General features: G+C 37.1%; 11 protein-coding genes. 6 read left to right on the top strand and 5 right to left on the bottom strand.

The features are described from left to right. The first annotated feature begins 28 nt into the window (after positions 1-28). Together BMZ76_RS09795 and BMZ76_RS09790 are read left to right on the top strand one after the other, a co-directional pair. Complete coding sequence (locus tag BMZ76_RS09795; RefSeq protein WP_091205532.1) at positions 29-1,729, top strand: bifunctional metallophosphatase/5'-nucleotidase; 1,701 nt, start codon at positions 29-31, stop codon at positions 1,727-1,729. Positions 1,730-1,865: 136 nt separating this feature from the next. Beyond that, a complete protein-coding gene (locus BMZ76_RS09790) occupies positions 1,866-3,296 on the top strand; it encodes an OprD family outer membrane porin (RefSeq protein WP_091205530.1) in 1,431 nt (476 codons plus the stop codon). A 9-nt stretch (positions 3,297-3,305) separates the two neighbouring features. Here BMZ76_RS09790 and BMZ76_RS09785 read toward each other — a convergent pair whose 3' ends face one another. Together BMZ76_RS09785 and BMZ76_RS09780 are read right to left on the bottom strand one after the other, a co-directional pair. Continuing rightward, positions 3,306-3,998 carry a LytR/AlgR family response regulator transcription factor gene (locus tag BMZ76_RS09785; protein WP_091205528.1) on the bottom strand — a complete coding sequence of 231 codons (693 nt, stop codon included), beginning with the start codon at positions 3,996-3,998 and terminating at the stop codon, positions 3,306-3,308. Between the two features lie 2 nt (positions 3,999-4,000). Continuing rightward, positions 4,001-5,026 carry a sensor histidine kinase gene (locus BMZ76_RS09780; protein WP_091205526.1) on the bottom strand — a complete coding sequence of 342 codons (1,026 nt, stop codon included), beginning with the start codon at positions 5,024-5,026 and terminating at the stop codon, positions 4,001-4,003. Between the two features lie 163 nt (positions 5,027-5,189). Here BMZ76_RS09780 and BMZ76_RS09775 point away from each other — a divergent pair, with 163 nt between their 5' ends. The 3 genes from BMZ76_RS09775 to BMZ76_RS09765 are packed head-to-tail and all read left to right on the top strand — an operon-like array spanning position 5,190 to position 10,953. Beyond that, positions 5,190-6,575, top strand: coding sequence for a TolC family protein (locus BMZ76_RS09775; RefSeq protein ID WP_091205523.1), 1,386 nt, complete (start codon positions 5,190-5,192; stop codon positions 6,573-6,575). A gap of 12 nt (positions 6,576-6,587) precedes the next feature. Continuing rightward, positions 6,588-9,872 carry an efflux RND transporter permease subunit gene (locus BMZ76_RS09770; protein WP_091205521.1) on the top strand — a complete coding sequence of 1,095 codons (3,285 nt, stop codon included), beginning with the start codon at positions 6,588-6,590 and terminating at the stop codon, positions 9,870-9,872. Next, positions 9,862-10,953 (top strand): efflux RND transporter periplasmic adaptor subunit, encoded by a 1,092-nt coding sequence (locus BMZ76_RS09765; RefSeq protein ID WP_091205518.1) that lies wholly within the window; start codon positions 9,862-9,864, stop codon positions 10,951-10,953. Before BMZ76_RS09770 ends, BMZ76_RS09765 begins: the two co-directional genes overlap by 11 nt. Before the next feature lie 505 nt (positions 10,954-11,458). On the opposite strand, the gene BMZ76_RS09760 is transcribed toward BMZ76_RS09765, so the two are convergent. Then, positions 11,459-13,039, bottom strand: a complete 1,581-nt coding sequence (locus BMZ76_RS09760) for a GMC oxidoreductase (RefSeq protein WP_091205515.1) — start codon at positions 13,037-13,039, stop codon at positions 11,459-11,461. 262 nt (positions 13,040-13,301) lie between these two features. Next, entirely contained in the window at positions 13,302-13,748 is a 447-nt protein-coding gene (locus BMZ76_RS09755) for a tellurite resistance TerB family protein (RefSeq protein ID WP_091205512.1), read from the bottom strand. A gap of 371 nt (positions 13,749-14,119) precedes the next feature. Here BMZ76_RS09755 and katG point away from each other — a divergent pair, with 371 nt between their 5' ends. Next, the gene (gene katG / locus BMZ76_RS09750; protein WP_091205510.1) at positions 14,120-16,372 is read left to right on the top strand and encodes a catalase/peroxidase HPI; all 2,253 of its coding nucleotides are present in this window, start codon (positions 14,120-14,122) and stop codon (positions 16,370-16,372) included. 384 nt (positions 16,373-16,756) lie between these two features. On the opposite strand, the gene BMZ76_RS09745 is transcribed toward katG, so the two are convergent. After that, positions 16,757-18,337, bottom strand: a complete 1,581-nt coding sequence (locus BMZ76_RS09745; RefSeq protein WP_091205508.1) for an NADP-dependent glyceraldehyde-3-phosphate dehydrogenase — start codon at positions 18,335-18,337, stop codon at positions 16,757-16,759. Positions 18,338-18,362: the final 25 nt, after the last annotated feature.

Below are 18,362 nucleotides of genomic sequence, written 5' to 3'. Positions count from 1 at the left end.
TAAATAAAAATCATTTTAAATAAATAAAATGGAATCAAATAACAACCGAAGAAATTTCCTAAAATCAGTTGGAACATTAAGTCTGGGAGCGGCGATTATTTCGCCACTTTCTGCTATTGCAAATACAAATCAAACGGAAGAAATGAAACTGGATGCAGCAATTGACCGAAGCAAACCGCAAACGATTTCTATTCTTCAAACCACTGATGTGCATTGTCAGATTCATCCGCATGATGAGTTATTTTGGGAAAATGGGAAAGCTGTTTTTAGAAAAACGGGCGGTTATGCCTACATGGCAACTTTACTGAAACAACTCAAAAAGAAAAACCCAAATACCTATACCATTGACACCGGCGACATGTTTCAAGGTAGCGAATTAAGCGTAGAAACTACCGGTGAAGCTTTTGTTCCAATTTTAAATGCGTTGAATTACGACTTATATCTTCCCGGAAATTGGGAAGTAATTTACGGCAAAAAGAGAATGCAAACCCTTTTGGGTTCTCTGAATGCGCCAAAAATCTGTACCAATATGTACCATGATTTAGGTGAAGGGAAAAGAGGGGAACTTATTTTTCAACCCTATACGATATGGCATATTGCCGGAGCAAAAATTGGTTTTTTAGGCTACACCGATCCATTGGTTCCCTTGAGACAGAGTCCAAATTACAGCAAAGGAATTATTTATACCAATCCCGAAGAAAATCTGGCTCATTATGTAGATGTGTTACGAAATCAGGAACAATGCAGTTATGTAATTATAATTGCACATTTAGGTTTATCGCAGCAAATAGCATTGGCAAACCGACTGGAATGTGAAGGTGTAAACTACATTTTGGGTGGCGACACACACGAAAGAGTTCGTAAACCAATTGTTTGTAAGTATTCAAAAGTGGTGGAACCGGGAGCATTTGGTTCATTTATTGGAAAATTAGATTTGACCATTTTAAACGGAAAAGTGGTTAGTGACAGTTATGAATTAATAGAAGTCGATTCTCCAAAAATAAAACCCGACGCTAAAATCGAAAAATTATTAAAAGAAAAAGAATCCGTTTATCAGGAACAAATCAATCAGGTTATTGGTTATAGCACGATTCCGCTATACCGCTATTTTGTGGTGGAAAATCCTATTGATACAATGATTCTGAATGCCTTAAACTGGAAATTTCCTGATATTGACATTAATCTTTCTAATGGATTCCGCTTTTGTCCACCAAAAACCACAGCAGATCAAACCGGAAATATTCCCATCACAAACGGATTTATTTTTGATATGTTACCCGTTGACAGCACCGTAAGAACAGCAAAAGTAACCGGAAAGCAATTGAAAAACTGGCTGGAAAAAGAATTAAACAATGTTTTTGCTGGTGACGCTTCAAAACGTTTTGGTGGCTGGGTGGTAAAATTCAAAGGAATGGAAGTGCGCTTTAATGCTTTTGCCGAAATGGACAAAAGAGTTCAAAGTATTACGGTGAAAAATATGCCATTAGATCCTGAAAAATTATATTCAATCATGGCCTGCGAGCGCGACGGAGATCCTGTGGACATGCTTTGCAGAATGAAAGGCGTCATGGATGCCAAAAACACAAATGCAACCTTACATTCGGTAATGCGAGATTATTTAAAACAAAATTCTCCTGTTACACCTACACCGCAAAAAAACGCAATAATTCTTGATGCTCCTGAAACACTCTTAACTCAAGTTACCGGTGTTGATTATACTTTCACATAGTAATTAAGTCGTAAAATCAAAAGTCATAAAGTCGAATGTTTAAACATTCGGCTTTATTTTTTGGGCCAATGTGATAAAAGTTACCTCCCATTTATAGGACTCAGATTATTTTTGTAAAAAAATTAAAGACTTACAAATGAAATCTTTTTTCTCTATATTAATCTCAACTTTTTTACTTTTAATAAGTTTCCATTCCTCGGCACAACATCAGGAAGTTTCGGATAAGCCAGCCGTTTGGAAAGAGAAAAATAATGAAAAAATTGATTCCACCTCGATTTTAAATGCTTTCAAAAACGGAAACTTCAGCGGCCATTTTCGCTATTTTTTTATGAGTACCAACAATGAAAGTGGCTTATCTGATTATTATGCTAATGCTCTTGGTGGCGGCGTAAAATTTGAAACGGCTAAATTTCATAATTTTCAATTTGGGGTCAGCGGTTATTACATTTATGATATCGGTTCTTCTGATTTTTCTAAAAAAGATCCGGTAACAAATTTATCCAACAGATACGAAGTAGCGCTTTTTGATTTTCAAAACGTATCAAGTAAAGGCAATTTAAGCCGGTTAGAAGAATTATATTTAAAATACAACTACAAAAATTCTAATGTAACCCTTGGAAAACAACTGCTGAATACGTCTTTCATAAATCTGCAGGACGGCAGAATGCGGCCTACTGAAGTCGATGGAATATGGATCGATTTTAATGAACTCAAAAAAACTAAAATAAATGTAGGTTACCTATACGGAATTTCGCCACGAAGTACCATGAAATATTTCAGAGTTGGAGAATCCATAGGAATTTACCCAACAGGTGTCAATCCCGATGGAACAAAATCCGATTATGCAGGGAATTTAGACAGTAACGGAATTTATATTGTTGGTATACAAAATGAATCGATAAAAAATTTAAAAACACTTTTGTGGAATCAGTACGCAGAGAATATATTCAATTCGGCACTATTCCAAATGGACTATAAATACAATTTAAATCCAAACTCGACACTACTTTTCGGATTTCAGACAATTTACCAGAATGCCTTGAATTTCGGCGGAAATGAAAATCCACGCAAAACCTATTTTGAAAAAAATGGCAATTCGCAAACTTTTGGAGGAAGATTAGGCTGGCAGAATAAAAAAATAGAAATTACTTTAAATTACAACCGAATAACTGCTAAAGGAAGGTATTTAATGCCCCGAGAATGGGGACGAGACCCGTTTTACACCTTTATGGCCAGAGAACGGAATGAAGGATTTGGAGATGTGCATGCGGTAACGACCAAAATACAATATACGAATCCTAAAAAGACATTCAAATCACATTTGGCGGTAGGTTATTTTGATTTACCGGATGTGAAAAACGTTGCATTAAATAAATACGGATTGCCTTCTTATGTGCAGACCAATGCTGATGTTCGCTACCAATTTCAGGGAATGTTAAAAGGGTTTGATGCGCAATTACTGTATGTACACAAGTTCAACGCGGGTGAAACCAATACTAACAAAAATTATATTTTAAATAAAACGAATATGAGTAATATCAATTTTATACTCAATTTCAATTTTTGATTGTGTAAACTATTTTAAATTTAACCGCTCCGTCAATGCCCTTCTGTAAGTAATGCCAACCGGAATTTTCTCATTATTGATGACCACTGTATTCCGTTTCCAATCCTTAATTTTAGCAATGGCTACTATGTAGGATTTATGAACCCGCATGAAAAGTTCCGAAGAAAGACTATTTTCCAGTTCATTAGTGGTCATTGAGGCAAGATAAACTTTTTTTAATGTAAAAATTTTGACGTAATTACCGCAGCTTTGGGCAAAAAGAATGTCATTTACATTCAAATCAAATAGGAATCCGTCAATTTTTACTGCAATAATCGGATTTATTATTTCCGTCTTTTCATCAGTGTAAGTGGTAAAAAAGCGTTCCATCGATTTTAAAAAACGAGGGAAATAAATAGGCTTTAATAGGTAATCAAATACGCCGAATTCATAACTCTCCAATGCAAATTCCGAATAAGCCGTGGTCAGAATTGTTTTGGGCGGATCAGTCAGGGTTCGCAAAAGTTCCAGTCCCGTTATTTCAGGCATATCAATATCTAAAAACATCAAATCAACCATATTGGATCGAAGATAATTTAAGGCTTCAATACCATTGTAACATTGCTGCACCAGTTCCAATTGCGGGTTTTGGCTGATATAGTTCGCCAACACATAATGTGCCGCAGGTTCATCATCTACAATAATACATTTTCTTACGGTCATGTTCAGCGGAGTTCAATTACTAAATTAACGGTATAATCGTATTCGTTTTGCGTGATTTCAAGTTGGTGTTTTTTTGGATATAGAATTTCCAATCTTTCTTTCGTATTTTTCAGACCAATTTTGGTAGAAACCACTTCTTTTTTATGCTGCGGAACCGAATTGGATACATTCATACACAATTTTCCTTTGATTACCTTTATGTGAATGGTTACAAAACACTTTTCGATCGTAGCGGCGCCGTGCTTAAAAGAGTTTTCAATAAAAGTTATCAATACCATAGGCGCAATTTCATACTGCCCTTCCTGATCGCATTCGTAATCAAAATCAATAGTACAGCGGTAGCCTACCCTTTCTTTTTCCAACTGAATGTAACTGGAAATAAAGGTGATTTCGTTTTCTATAGAAACGAATTCTTTGTTGCCCTGCTCCACCTGATACCGCATCAGCTGCGAAACTTCCATAATCATTTCCGAAATGCGTTCCGGATATTTAAGACTGATTCCGTAAAGTGTATTCATCGTATTGAACAAAAAATGGGGATTAAACTGGTTCTTTAATGCATTAAGCTGAACCTGATTGTACAACAATATTTTGTTGGCTTCCTTTTTTTGTGCTCTGTAATGTTCTAAAATCTGTATGGTTCCCAAAATACAAACCAGCGTCCCAGACAAGGTAGCAAACTGAAACTGATACGTTTTTTGATGGGATGATTTGTATAAAAAACAATTTTTATAAATAAACTCGGTTGAAAATTGATATAAAAAGACCGTAAACAATGCTATTAACCCAACGGTAAGAATTATATATAAAACCGGTTGGTGTTTTTTTAATAAAATCGGAAGCAAAAAAAAACGATTGAGCTGTGCATGAAAATACAGCACGAAAAAATAGAGCAAACCGTTACTAAAACCTTTCCAACTTTGTATAAAAACCCAGTCGTTAAGTGTAAAAAGGATAAAAGAAAAAACTAAAATGGCCGTTTCCTGTTCCCATTTATTTTCTAAAATCGGTTTAAATTTCCATTTCATTACTATTTAATTAAAGTATCAAAGGAACGACATATAATTTAAATAGGCACCGATTGAGTGACCAATTCAATTCGTCATTTATAAAAAGTATTCGTCATTTATTACCGCCCCGAAAGAAGTACTCAGGTTAGTTTTGCAATTCAAATTTATTCATAATTTAATAATGAAAACAAAAAAACTAACCCTTTTTCTATTTCTGATTTTCTTTTCTCAGGGTTTTTCTCAAACGCTTCCGCTAAAAGAGGCACTGGAAAACGGAATTGCCAATTACGGAACGATAAAAGCAAAAAGCAACTATTCCGATGCTTCCAAAGAAGCGATCAAACAAGTTCGCAGAGAATATCTGCCCAATGTCACGCTCTCAGGCCAACAGGATTACGGGACTGTTAACGGACAAAACGGACCGCTGTATGGTTTTGGAGGACTCGGAGTGGCTTCTTCGGGGCTTCCGTTGGAAAAGCAAAATTGGAATGCAGCTTTTGGTGCCTTGTATCTGGTCAATGTCAATTGGGATTTTTTCACTTTTGGAAAAATGAAACAAAAAATCAATCTATCCAAAGCGGATTCCCAGCGTTACGAAAAAGATCTTGATCAGGAAAAATTCCAGCATAAAATTAAAATCGCAGCCGCTTACCTCAACTTATTGGCGAGTCAGCGATTATTGATTTCCCAAAGAAAAAATCTGGAGCGTGCCATGGTCTTTCAGAATATTGCAGCTGTAAGAGTAAAAAACGGACTCTTGGCCGGAGTAGATTCCACACTGGCTTCCGCCGAAGTTTCCCGATCCAAAATCACATTAAATCAATTGGAGGACCAAGTTAAGGAGCAAAATAACAAACTAATCGCACTGATGGGCGTTTCCATTCAGGATTTTGTGCTCGATACTACTTTTGTCACAACAATACCAAAAGCAATACTATCACAGGAAACTTCTGGTAAGAATTTGAATCCGATATTGGAATATCATAAAAGCAGGGTTGATTTCAGCGAAGAACAGCTTCGTCTTTTTAAAAAGGAATACTATCCCACCTTTAGTTTATTTGGTATATACCAAGGCCGGGCTTCCGGTTTTAAATCCGATTATGCCGTAAATCAGAATTCCTTCTCCCAAAATTATTTAGACGGTATTGATCCCTCCCGACAAAATTATCTGTTCGGCGTTGGCGTTACTTGGAACCTGACCACTATTGCTCGGATGCGTAAAAAAGTCAGTGCCCAGAAATTGATTTCCGAAGGTTTACAGGAAGAATACAATTTAATCGACCAGCAATTAAAAATACAGTCGGATGCGGCTGATGCCAAAATAAAATATGCATTGGAAAATTATGTTGAAGCTCCAAAACAGGTTCAGGCAGCGCAACAGGCCTATTTGCAGAAAACCACTTTGTATAAAAACGGAATGACCAATCTCCTAGATGTTACACAGACTTTATACACGTTGAACCGTGCGGAAACTGACCGTGATATTATTTATACCAATGTCTGGCAATCCCTTTTGATGAAAGCCGCAGCTATGGGAGATTTTGACTTATTTATGAATGAATTTTAATTATTTAAAGCAATGAATTTAATACGTTTTGCCCTTCGCAAACCCATCTCGATAATGGTACTGGTTGCCGGATTATTCTTTTTCGGAATTGGTGCTGTACGTGACATCAAAGTGGACATTCTGCCTGAAATGAATCTTCCCGTTATTTATTTAGCCCACTCATTTGCAGGTTATACGCCCAATCAGATGGAGTCCTATTTCGCCAAAAATTATGTCAATGTAATGATTTTAGCCAATGGTGTAAAAGATATCGAGACCAAGAATATTCAGGGGCTCACTCTGATGAAAGTGACCTATTATGAAGGCACTAATATGGCTCAGGCCGTTGCTGAAATCAGTGCGCTGTCCAACAGAATCCAGTCCAGATTTCCGCCGGGTTCCCAGCCTCCGTTTATCATTCGGTTTGATGCTTCCTCGTTACCCATCGGTCAATTGGTTTTGAGCAGTAAAACCCGTTCCAATAATGAGCTTCAGGATTTGGCAAACGTATATGTTAGGGCTTCGTTCACGGCAATTCCGGGATTATTATCACCGCCTCCTTTTGGCGGAAGCCCCAGAACCATTGAAATTAATGTAGATCCTGATCTGCTTCGTTCGCATCAACTGACGGCGGATCAGATTGTGGAAGCTATCCGTACCAACAATCAGACGGCTCCTTCGGGAAACCTCAGAATTGGGGATATCAACTATATCATTCCTACGAACAATACCATTAAAGAAGTAAAGGATTTTGAAAAAATACCTTTATTCAAAGGCGGTGTCCAGAATTTATATCTTGGCGATGTGGCTCAAGTGAAAGATGGCGCCGATATTACTGCAGGATACGCTTTAGTCAATGGAAAACGTTCTGTTTACATTAGTATTGCCAAGGCCGGTGATGCTTCGACTTGGGATGTTGTTCAAAAATTAAAATCACAACTCCCTAAAATCCAGAGTACTTTACCCGATGATGTTACATTATCGTATGAATTTGACCAGTCGGTTCATGTGATTAACTCGCTGAAAAGTTTAATTATCGAAGGGATAATCGGTGCCGTTCTTACAGGGCTCATGGTTTTATTGTTTCTTGGAGATCGAAGAGCAGCATTGATTGTCATACTCACCATTCCTATTGCTATTATTTCGGGTGTGTTATTCTTAAAACTATTCGGACAAACCATCAATCTGATGTCCTTAAGCGGCCTGGCTCTTGCGATTGGAATCCTGGTAGATGAAAGTACGGTAACCATCGAGAATATCCATCAGCATTTGGATATGGGCAAACCCAAGGCCTTGGCAATTTGGGATGCCTGTAAAGAAATTGCCTTGCCCAAGTTGTTAATCCTCCTTTGTATTCTGGCCGTTTTTGCACCTGCATTTACGATGACCGGAATTCCCGGTGCCTTATTTCTGCCATTAGCACTAGCGATTGGATTTTCGATGATTGTTTCCTTTTTGCTTTCGCAAACCTTTGTTCCAGTGATGGCCAACTGGCTGATGAAAACGCATTCAAAAAAAGAACATGCTTCAAATATTACCGATGATGAAGCCGAGTTTAATGCATCCGGACTTACTTTAGAATCTGAAGAAGACACTTTTGACCAGAAAAAAATCCTGGTTCAAAGAGCCGATTTTAATAATGACGGCAAAATCAACTTTTTTGAACGATTCAGAAACCGGTACATGCGATTCATCAATCGGCTTTTTGACTATAAAAAACCGATTACACTAATTTATCTTTTTCTGTCGGCTGGTTTGGTGCTACTACTGTTAAATACTATCGGACAGGATGTATTTCCTAAAGTCAATTCGAGTCAATTCCAAATGAGACTGAGGGCGCCGGACGGAACTCGTCTGGAAAGTACCGAAGATAAAGCAGTAACAGTGTTGACCGAATTGGAAAAAATGATTGGTAAAGAACATGTTGCGATATCGTCCGTTTATGTGGGTCAGCATCCTGCAATATTTTCCGTTTCACCCATCTATTTGTTTACTGCCGGACCTCATGAGGCGGTTTTCCAAATTGGATTAAAAGACTATCACGTGGATATGGATGTTTTTAAAGATGAATTCCGTCAGCGCATTAAAAAAATATTACCAGATGTCAAAATTTCTTTTGAACCCATCGAACTGACTGACAAAGTGCTGAGCCAAGGTTCCCCTACTCCAATTGAAATCAGGATAGCTGGAAAAAATAAAAAGCGGAATGAAGCATACGCCAAGAAACTTATCGCAAAATTGAATAAAATTGACTATTTGAGAGATATTCAGATTGCCCAACCCATAAAATATCCAGCGCTGGACATCACAATTGACAGAACACGTGCCGCACAATTAGGGATTGACATGAATGACATTTCGCGTTCACTGATTGCTTCCACTTCTTCGTCCCAATATACCGAAAAGAATATCTGGGTAGATGAAAAAGCTGGATTCTCCTATAACGTTCAGGTTCAGGTGCCTTTAAACAAAATGAAAAGCGAAAATGATCTGAAAGAAATTCCGTTGCTTAAAAATGCGTCCCGTCCGGTTTTAAGTGATGTGGCCACGATTACCCCTTCTTTTACGTATGGGGAAAATGACAATATTGGAGCCATGCCTTATATTTCTGTGACAGCAAATATGGATCACATTGATTTAGGAACTGCTACCAAAGCTGTTCAGCAAAGCATCGAATCTCTAGGCGAACTTCCCAGAGGCTTGTTCATAGAGCAAATTGGTTTAAGCACCGTTTTAAAGGAAACCATGAGCAGTCTGCAGACTGGTTTATTGATTGCTATAATGGTTATTTTCCTGATGCTGGCTGCAAATTTCCAGTCTTTTAAAATCTCGCTGGTCATTTTAACCACGGTTCCTGCTGTTATTTTAGGTTCCTTATTGTTACTGGTGAATACAGGTTCTACTTTGAATTTGCAATCTTATATGGGAATTATTATGTCGGTGGGTGTTTCTATTGCCAATGCCGTGCTGATCATCACCAATGCGGAACAGCTTCGAAAACATAATGGCAATGCTTTGCAGTCAGCACGTGAGGCCGCTTCGCTGAGGCTGCGTCCCATTATTATGACCAGTATTGCCATGATTGCCGGAATGCTCCCGATGGCCATCGGACATGGGGAAGGCGGCGATCAAATTTCTCCGTTGGGAAGAGCCGTGATTGGCGGATTGGTATTTTCTACCTTCACAGTACTTCTTATTTTACCGCTCGTTTTCGCCTGGGCTATGGGCAAAACTTCGGTACACTCTTTATCCTTAGATCCAGAAGACAAGGAAAGCAAACATTATATCTCATCTTTACACCCTCAAAATGAAAAATAAATTATTAAAAAAATCGTTTCTGTTTTTAGTCCTGGCCACTCTTGTAACAGCCTGCAATACTTCTGAAAAGAAAAAAAATGTACCTCTAGAAATCGCTCCGGTTATCGAAACCTTTACCATCAGTAAAGAAAAATTAGCAACCGAACTCCGCATTCCGGCGGAACTGACGGGTTTTCAACAAGTGGATATTTACGCCAAAGTGAGTAGTTTTGTCAAAGAACTCAAAGTTGATATTGGTTCGCAGGTGAAGAAAGGACAATTACTTCTCATTTTAGAAGCACCGGAAATCAGTTCGCAATTGGCGGCAGCCCAATCCAGACAGCTTTCGCAAAAAGCCGTTTATACAGCTAGTAAAAGCACTTTCGACAGGCTTTTTGAAACCAGCAAAATAGAAGGTACGATTTCCAAAAATGATCTAGAACAGGCTGCAGCGCGAAAAAATTCCGATTATGCCCAATATCAGGCAACCCAAGCGGCTTATAAAGAAATTACGATCATGAAAAGCTATTTGGCAATCCGAGCGCCTTTTGACGGAATTATCTCTGCCAGAAATGTAAATCCGGGAACCTTTGTTGGATCTTCAGGAAAAGGATCAGAATCCCCTTTGTTTACGCTTCAGCAACAGAATAAATTGCGTTTATCTGTCTATGTGCCTGAGATTTATACCGGTTATCTAAATATTGGTGATGAACTGATTTTTAATGTAAAATCTTTTAATAACGAGACCTTCCATGCAAAAATAGCCCGTATGTCCGGAGCTTTAGATAGCAAACTTCGATCCGAACGTGTAGAATTAGATGTTATAAATACCTCTAAAAAACTGTTGCCGGGAATGGTTGCCGAAGTGTTTTTACCTTTAAAATCAAAAGACAATAATTATGTGGTACCCAAATCGGCTGTTGTGACTGCCAGTGACGGTATCTATGTTTTTATCGTAAAGCATAATAAAATGAAAAAAACAGCCGTTCAAAAAGGTCGGGAATTGGAAAATCGCGTTGAAATTTTTGGGGATATTCCTGAAAATTCCATACTGGTAAAAGTAGCTTCAGAAGAAATGAAAGACGGTACGAAGGTGAAATAATAATATCAATAGCATCCGAAAAAATAATTTTCGGATGGCACTTTTAGTTAGAAATAAAACGATGACAAAAAATCTACACCTATTTTTTTATAAAAAAACTTAAAATAACTTTATTTAAATTCCTTGAAATTGAAGTTTGCAGTTTTTTTATTCCAAATGATAAAATTTCATTATCAAATAATTGATGAGGAAATAAAATATCGTTCCTGCCACTGCAAATGTGATAAAAAAGCTAATTAGGTTCAGCACAATGTTAGGTATAAACTTTAATCGGGGATGAGTCAAAATCGGCTCCCGATGCAGTCTTTGGTGAATATTTTCCTTTGCTATTTTTATTTTCTTTTTGATAATTGAATTGTTTTAAAGACGCACTCGGTCCTGAATTAAAATAATATTATGTTGTTTCTTAAACACTCTAAATTAGGTAATTAATTTAATAATGAAACATTCGCAAGCAAAAAATAATAGCGATTCATTAATTAACTAATCTATTTTGCATGAAATTTCAAAAATCCATTCTTTTAACAGCAAAAGGAATCTGATGCATGGCTCGTTCTGCAATTGCAGTGATAGAAAGTGATGGATTAACTCCCGGATTTGCAGATATCATAGAACCGTCAATGATCAACATATTATGGTATCCAAAAACTTCATTATTTTTATTAATTACCCCTACAGAACGGTCTTTCCCCATAACAGCACCTCCCAATACATGAGCAGTTGACGGAATTCCTGCTACGGATTCCAAAATAAATGAAGTTGCTTTACCATTAATTATTTTGCTGTATTTTTCTGTTAAAGCAATAGACTCCGGAATGTAAGCTGACGGTTTTAATCCAGTACCTATAATCGAAGACATTCCGCCAAAAAAGTTGTTTTTGAATTTTAAAGTACTGTCTACTGATTGCATGAATAATAAAACAGTAGTACTTTTTGACCAACTTTTTGTCCAATAAATTTTGAAATAGGATAACGGATATTTTACCACTTGCTGCGTCATGTTTGCCATTCGTTCCACCGTATTTTTTCCATTAGACAGCGGCAAATGAAATAATTTCCAGAAACCAGATCCTTCCGAATACCTTACAATTTCAAGATGGCTGTTGTCGTCCGTGCGCAGTAGACTGCCGATAGCCACTCCTTTTGATAAATTTATAGTTTTGTCTAAAGAGGAAACACTAATTAGTGTTTCATTATTGGTTCGTATATCAGCGCCGAGTTTATCTGACAATAGCGGAAGTGATTTCGTCTTTAGTTTAAGCAATAATTTAATAGTACCTAACACTCCTCCAGAAAAAATTACTCCTTTTGAAGTAAATTCTTTTCTAGATCCAAAAAATTTTGTGCTTGATTTCACAGCAATTTTATAACCTGCCGACCCATCTTTATTGTCAATTGGCAAAACATCATAAACCTCATTTTCGGCGAGGATTTCAGCACCATTATTTTGTGCTAAATAAAGATAATTTTTATCAAGTGTGTTTTTAGCATTATGTCTGCAACCCGTCATGCACCCTCCGCAAAAATTGCACCCAGCTCTTTCAGGACCTTTACCATCAAAATAGGGATCCTTTACTTTCACCCCTTGTTTTCCAAAAAAAACCGCAACATCAGGATGTTCAAATTGATCTTCTTTCCCAATTTCTTTGGCCAATTCTTTTAATGCAATATCACCGTCAAACAATTTGGGATTTCTGGATGCGCCAAGCATGGTGAGCGCTTTTTGATAAAATGGTTTTAGTTCGGTTTCCCAATTTTCTAATTCGCTCCAACTTCCTGATTTATAAAATGCCGATTTTGGTACGGGCAAAGTATTCGCATACACCAGAGAACCACCACCAACTCCTGTTCCCGATATAATTACAATATGCCTGAAAACACTCATTTTCATGATGCCAAAGAAACGCAGAGAAGGCATCCACAACCATTTTCTTAGATTCCAATTGGTTTTGGCAAAATCTTCCGATTGGTACCATTTGCCTTTTTCAATTACTAAAACTTTGTATCCTTTTTCAGAAAGCCGTAAGGCACTTACTGAACCTCCAAATCCGCTTCCTATTATTATGTAATCAAAATCGTAATGCATATTTTTTTGTGTTATATCCCAAAAATAAGCAATTATTTTGAATAATATGCATGCATACTAAAATGCTTAGAAAGGATTCTTTCAACAGCAAAAAATCAACTTCTAGTGAACCAAATCATATACCGACAGAATAAATGATTTGATGTAGATATGTTTTTAAATAAAGAAGAGCATTTCAAATTTGAAATGCTCTTCTTTATTTAACCCTACGGTAACATAGATCTTACTGGCTTTACGTAGTTATTATGGCAGAACTGTCAAATTATATTCCTTTAATATTTCCTTTATTTTTCAGGAAAATCACCTCAATTATTTTACTGGTCATTCCAGCTTCTATTTTTAAGTGATTGGATAAAACTTCAATTACGTTTTTTTCTTCTTTGTCCAATGTTCCGTCGGCAAGTAAAACTTCCAATGCGAGAGCAAAAACTGTTTGTTTATCGGATTCTTTAATTAATTCACAACAGGCCGAAATATAGTTTAATTGTCCCATTTCCGTTCTTATATTATATGATTTTGCATAAAGAGGCGCAATATCGATTCCAATAAATTTTTGTTTCGAATGCAATATTCTCGATAATGTTGCTGTTTCTGAATCGGTAATTTGATTATCGGCAGAAAGGCACGAATATAATATTCCAACCCAAGCTTCAAATTCAGAAGTTACTGGATTTTGATTACTATTATTTTTATCTTCAAATGAACTCATGTTTTTATTTTTTGGTTAAAGTTACCGCTAACAGCTTATTAGATTACTAGGATTTAGTACTAAATTATGATTTATTTTTTAGTTTTCAGGAAACTGACGAAAACGAGACCTTTAATCTTAAAGAATAATTCAGCGTTTTATAACTATTTTAAAAAAATAGTAAAAGTCAACCGCATAATTATTACCAATTTATAAACTTCACGCAATTAAACAACAACCTTATTTACTGATAATCAATTAATTAAAAGTTTAGGTGCATTTATGCATCACTAATACTGTAAATCATTATAGTTTTTATCTATTGAAAATAAAATCAGGTAAGGATGGTTTGTAGTAAATTCGCATTCAAGTAAATAAAAATCAATTAAACTATGGAAAATAATTCAAATCCAACCACATCGTCCTATAATGTGAACAGCGAAAGCAAATGCCCATTTAATCATGGTGCCAGCACCGGAACTCACGCAAAGCAAGGCGCTGGTTCTGCTCCGGCAAATCGTGACTGGTGGCCAAATCAATTGAAATTGAATATTTTGCGTCAGCACTCTGCAGCGTCGAACCCAATGGGAGAAACTTTCAATTATGCAGAAGAATTCAAATTGTTAGATTTTGCTGCTTTGAAACAGGACATCATGGATTTAATGAAAACTTCACAAGACTGGTGGCCGGCCGATTATGGGTCTTACTGCGGATTATTCATCAGAATGGCTTGGCACAGTGCAGGTACATATCGTATCGCAGACGGACGTGGCGGTTCTGGAGCTGGAACACAGCGTTTTGCCCCACTAAACAGCTGGCCAGACAATGCTAACTTAGATAAAGCTAGGCTGTTGTTATGGCCAATTAAACAAAAATACGGCAGAAAGATTTCTTGGGCTGATTTATTAATTTTAACTGGTAACTGCGCTTTAGAGTCGGCTGGTTTTGAAACTTTTGGTTTCGCTGGTGGACGTGAAGATATATGGGAACCAAACGAAGATATTTATTGGGGTTCTGAAAATGAGTGGTTAGGCGACGGTCGTTACAATACGGAACGCGAATTAGAACAACCTCTTGCTGCGGTTCAAATGGGATTAATTTATGTGAATCCCGAAGGACCAAACGGAAACCCAGATCCAGTATTGGCGGCACATGATATTCGTGAGACATTTGCCCGAATGGCAATGAATGACGAAGAAACTGTTGCATTAAGTGCCGGTGGACACACTTTGGGTAAAACTCATGGTGCTGCAGATCCAGAGAAATATGTTAGTGCAGAACCTGCGGGAGCAAGTATCGAAGAACAAAGCCAAGGTTGGAAAAACAGCTACGGTACTGGTAATGGTGCAGACACGATTACTAGTGGTTTAGAAGGCGCATGGACTACCACGCCATCGAAATGGAGTAATAATTATTTCGAAAATTTATTTGGTTATGAATGGGAATTAACCAAAAGTCCAGCAGGTGCGTATCAGTGGAAACCAAAAGATGGTGCAGGAGCTGGTTTAGTGCCAGATGCTCACAATCCATCATTAAGTCACCAACCTTTTATGTTGACTACCGATTTATCATTACGTTTTGACCCTGCTTATGAAAAAATATCAAGACGTTTTTTAGCGAATCCAGGAGAATTCAATGATGCGTTTGCTCGAGCTTGGTTTAAGCTTACCCACCGTGATCTGGGTCCAAAAACCCGTTATCTAGGACCAGAAATCCCTGCTGAAGATCTTATCTGGCAAGATCCTATTCCTGCAATCAATCATCAATTAATAGACGATCAAGATATTGATTTTCTAAAAGCAACAATTTTGGCTTCAGGATTATCAGTTTCTCAATTGGTGTCAACTGCATGGGCTTCAGCATCGACTTTCCGTGGTTCTGATAAACGTGGTGGTGCAAACGGGGCTCGTATTCGTTTAGAACCTCAAAAAGATTGGAAAGTAAATAATCCTTCTCAATTACAACAAGTAATTGAGACATTGGAAAAAATTCAAAAAGAGTTTAACACTGCTAATACTGGTGGCAAGCAAGTTTCAATTGCTGATTTAATAGTTTTAGGTGGAAATGCAGGAATTGAAAAAGCAGCAAAAAATGCTAATCATAATGTTAAAGTCCCGTTTACTTCTGGACGAACAGATGCTTTACAAGAACAAACAGATGTTGAATCATTTGCAGTTTTAGAGCCGCAAGCAGATGGTTTCCGTAATTACGTTAAGACAAAATATACGGTTTCAGCCGAGGAAATGCTCATTGACAAAGCGCAATTGTTGACATTAACAGTGCCAGAAATGACAGCTCTTATTGGTGGTATGCGTGTGTTGAATACGAATTTTGATCACTCTCAAACTGGAATTTTTACAAAACGTCCAGAGGCTTTAACGAATGATTTCTTTGTAAACTTACTTGATTTAGGCACAACTTGGAAAGCTGTTTCAGAATCTGATGATGCGTTTGTCGGTACTGACCGTAAAACTGGTACAATAAAATGGATTGGTACTCGTGTGGATCTTATTTTTGGTTCAAACTCTGAATTGAGAGCTATTGCTGAAGTTTATGGCTGTATCGATTCGCAAGAAAAATTTGTTAAGGACTTTGTGGCGGCTTGGACCAAGGTGATGAACTTAGACCGTTTCGATCTGGTTTAATTTTATTGTTTTTAATTTGTTTAAAAAGGTGGTCTGGCAACGGATCACCTTTTTTGTTTTTTATAATATAAATTACAAAACAGAATATCCCAGATATAAAGTGACACTAATCCATCCAAATAGGAAGGCTTCGTGCCACTAAATAGCTTTTGCTAAAGCATAGATAATTAACCAAAAAAATCTATCTCAACAAATCTAAAAGTTTTCGTTTTCATTGCTTTACGGTTTACCGTAAAGCAATGTTAATTTTTGTAATTATTTTAAAAGAACTTGACACATTACCTATTTTTTTTTAGAATAAAAATCTCATCTCCAACCTCAACTCCACAAAAAAAGCCATCTCGAAAAAAACGAGACGGCTTTACTTTTCTGATTAAAATAGATTTACATCGTATAATCCGTATTAACAAAATTGGATTCTTTACTGTTTAATAATTCCTGTAAAATAGCATTATTGTAGTCATTGTCTTTCGAAGCTACAAAAGTTCTGATAGAGAACGAGCGCAAGGCATCGTGAATACTCAACGTTCCCACAGCTGAATCTTTTCGTCCTGTAAACGGATAAACGTCGGGACCTCTCTGGCAAGAACTGTTCAAATTTACTCTGCACACTAAATTTACCAAAGTATCAATCAGTGGCGCAATGGTTTTGATATCTCTTCCAAATAAACTTACTTGTTGACCGTAATTCGATTCGGCCATATCGTTCAAGGGTTCCTGAATGTCTTTGAAAGTCATAATTGGTACCACTGGACCAAATTGCTCTTCATGATACACTCGCATTTCTTTATTTATTGGAAACAAAACCGCAGGAAATATATAATTAGGAGAATGTTTTCCACCTTTTTCATTGATGATGGTTGCGCCTTTTTTGACAGCATCATCAATCAATTCCTGAATATAAGCCGGTTTATCTTTTTCCGGTAACGGTGTCAACATTACCGATTGATCCCAAGGATTTCCAAAAACAAGCGAATCTACTTTGGCAGCAAAACGTCTGTTGAATTCATCGGCAATCGTCTCGTGAACGTATAAAATTTTCAATGCTGTACAACGTTGCCCGTTGAATGACAGCGTTCCTGCGATACATTCCTGAATGGCCAAATCTAAATCAGCGTCAGGTAAAATTATAGCTGGATTCTTAGCTTCTAAACCTAAGATTAAACGTAATCTGTTTTTGTTTGGGTGTTGATCCTGCAAGGCAATCGCTGATTTGCTGTTTCCTATCAAAGCCAAAATATTAACTTTTCCGGACTTCATAATTGGCGAAGCAACTTCACGCCCTCTTCCATAAACAATATTAATGACTCCTTTTGGAAAACTGTTTCTGAACGCTTCCAATAAAGGGGAAATTAATAATACGCCATGTTTTGCGGGTTTAAAAATAACGGTATTCCCCATAATCAATGCCGGAATTAGCAGTGCAAAGGTTTCGTTCAACGGGTAATTGTAAGGTCCAAGACACAATACAACTCCAAGCGGTCCACGACGCACCATAGCATTTACTCCTTGGCTTTTGGTAAAACGGGAACTATTTCGGTCTAGTAATTTATAATCTTCAATAGTGTCGTAAATATATTCTACGGTTCTGTCAAATTCTTTTTCGGAATCAGGCAATGATTTACCAATTTCCCACATCAAAAATTTAACAACTTCGCTGCGGGTCGCTTTCATTTGAATAACAAAATTCGACATACACTTTATACGGTCTGAAACTTTCATAGTAGGCCACAATCCCTGACCATTATTATACGCTGCACTAGCCGCATTGACTGCTTCCAAAGCCTCAGTTTCACCCATAAACGGAATCGAACCTAGGATTGTTGGACCGTATGTTTCCGTGGATGAAATCGTTGAAAAAACTGCGGTAGTCTGGCCTTCCCACTTTTTTAATTCGCCATCCACTAAATACGTATCTTGATTTAATAATGTGGTAATCTGAAATTCTTCTGGTATTGTGTTCATACTGTAGGATATAATATTTATAATT

The sequence above is a fragment of the Flavobacterium xueshanense genome, assembly GCF_900112975.1.
Taxonomy (GTDB): domain Bacteria; phylum Bacteroidota; class Bacteroidia; order Flavobacteriales; family Flavobacteriaceae; genus Flavobacterium; species Flavobacterium xueshanense.
Note: the sequence above shows the minus strand (reverse complement) of the source record. Positions and strands in the feature narration are given on the sequence as shown.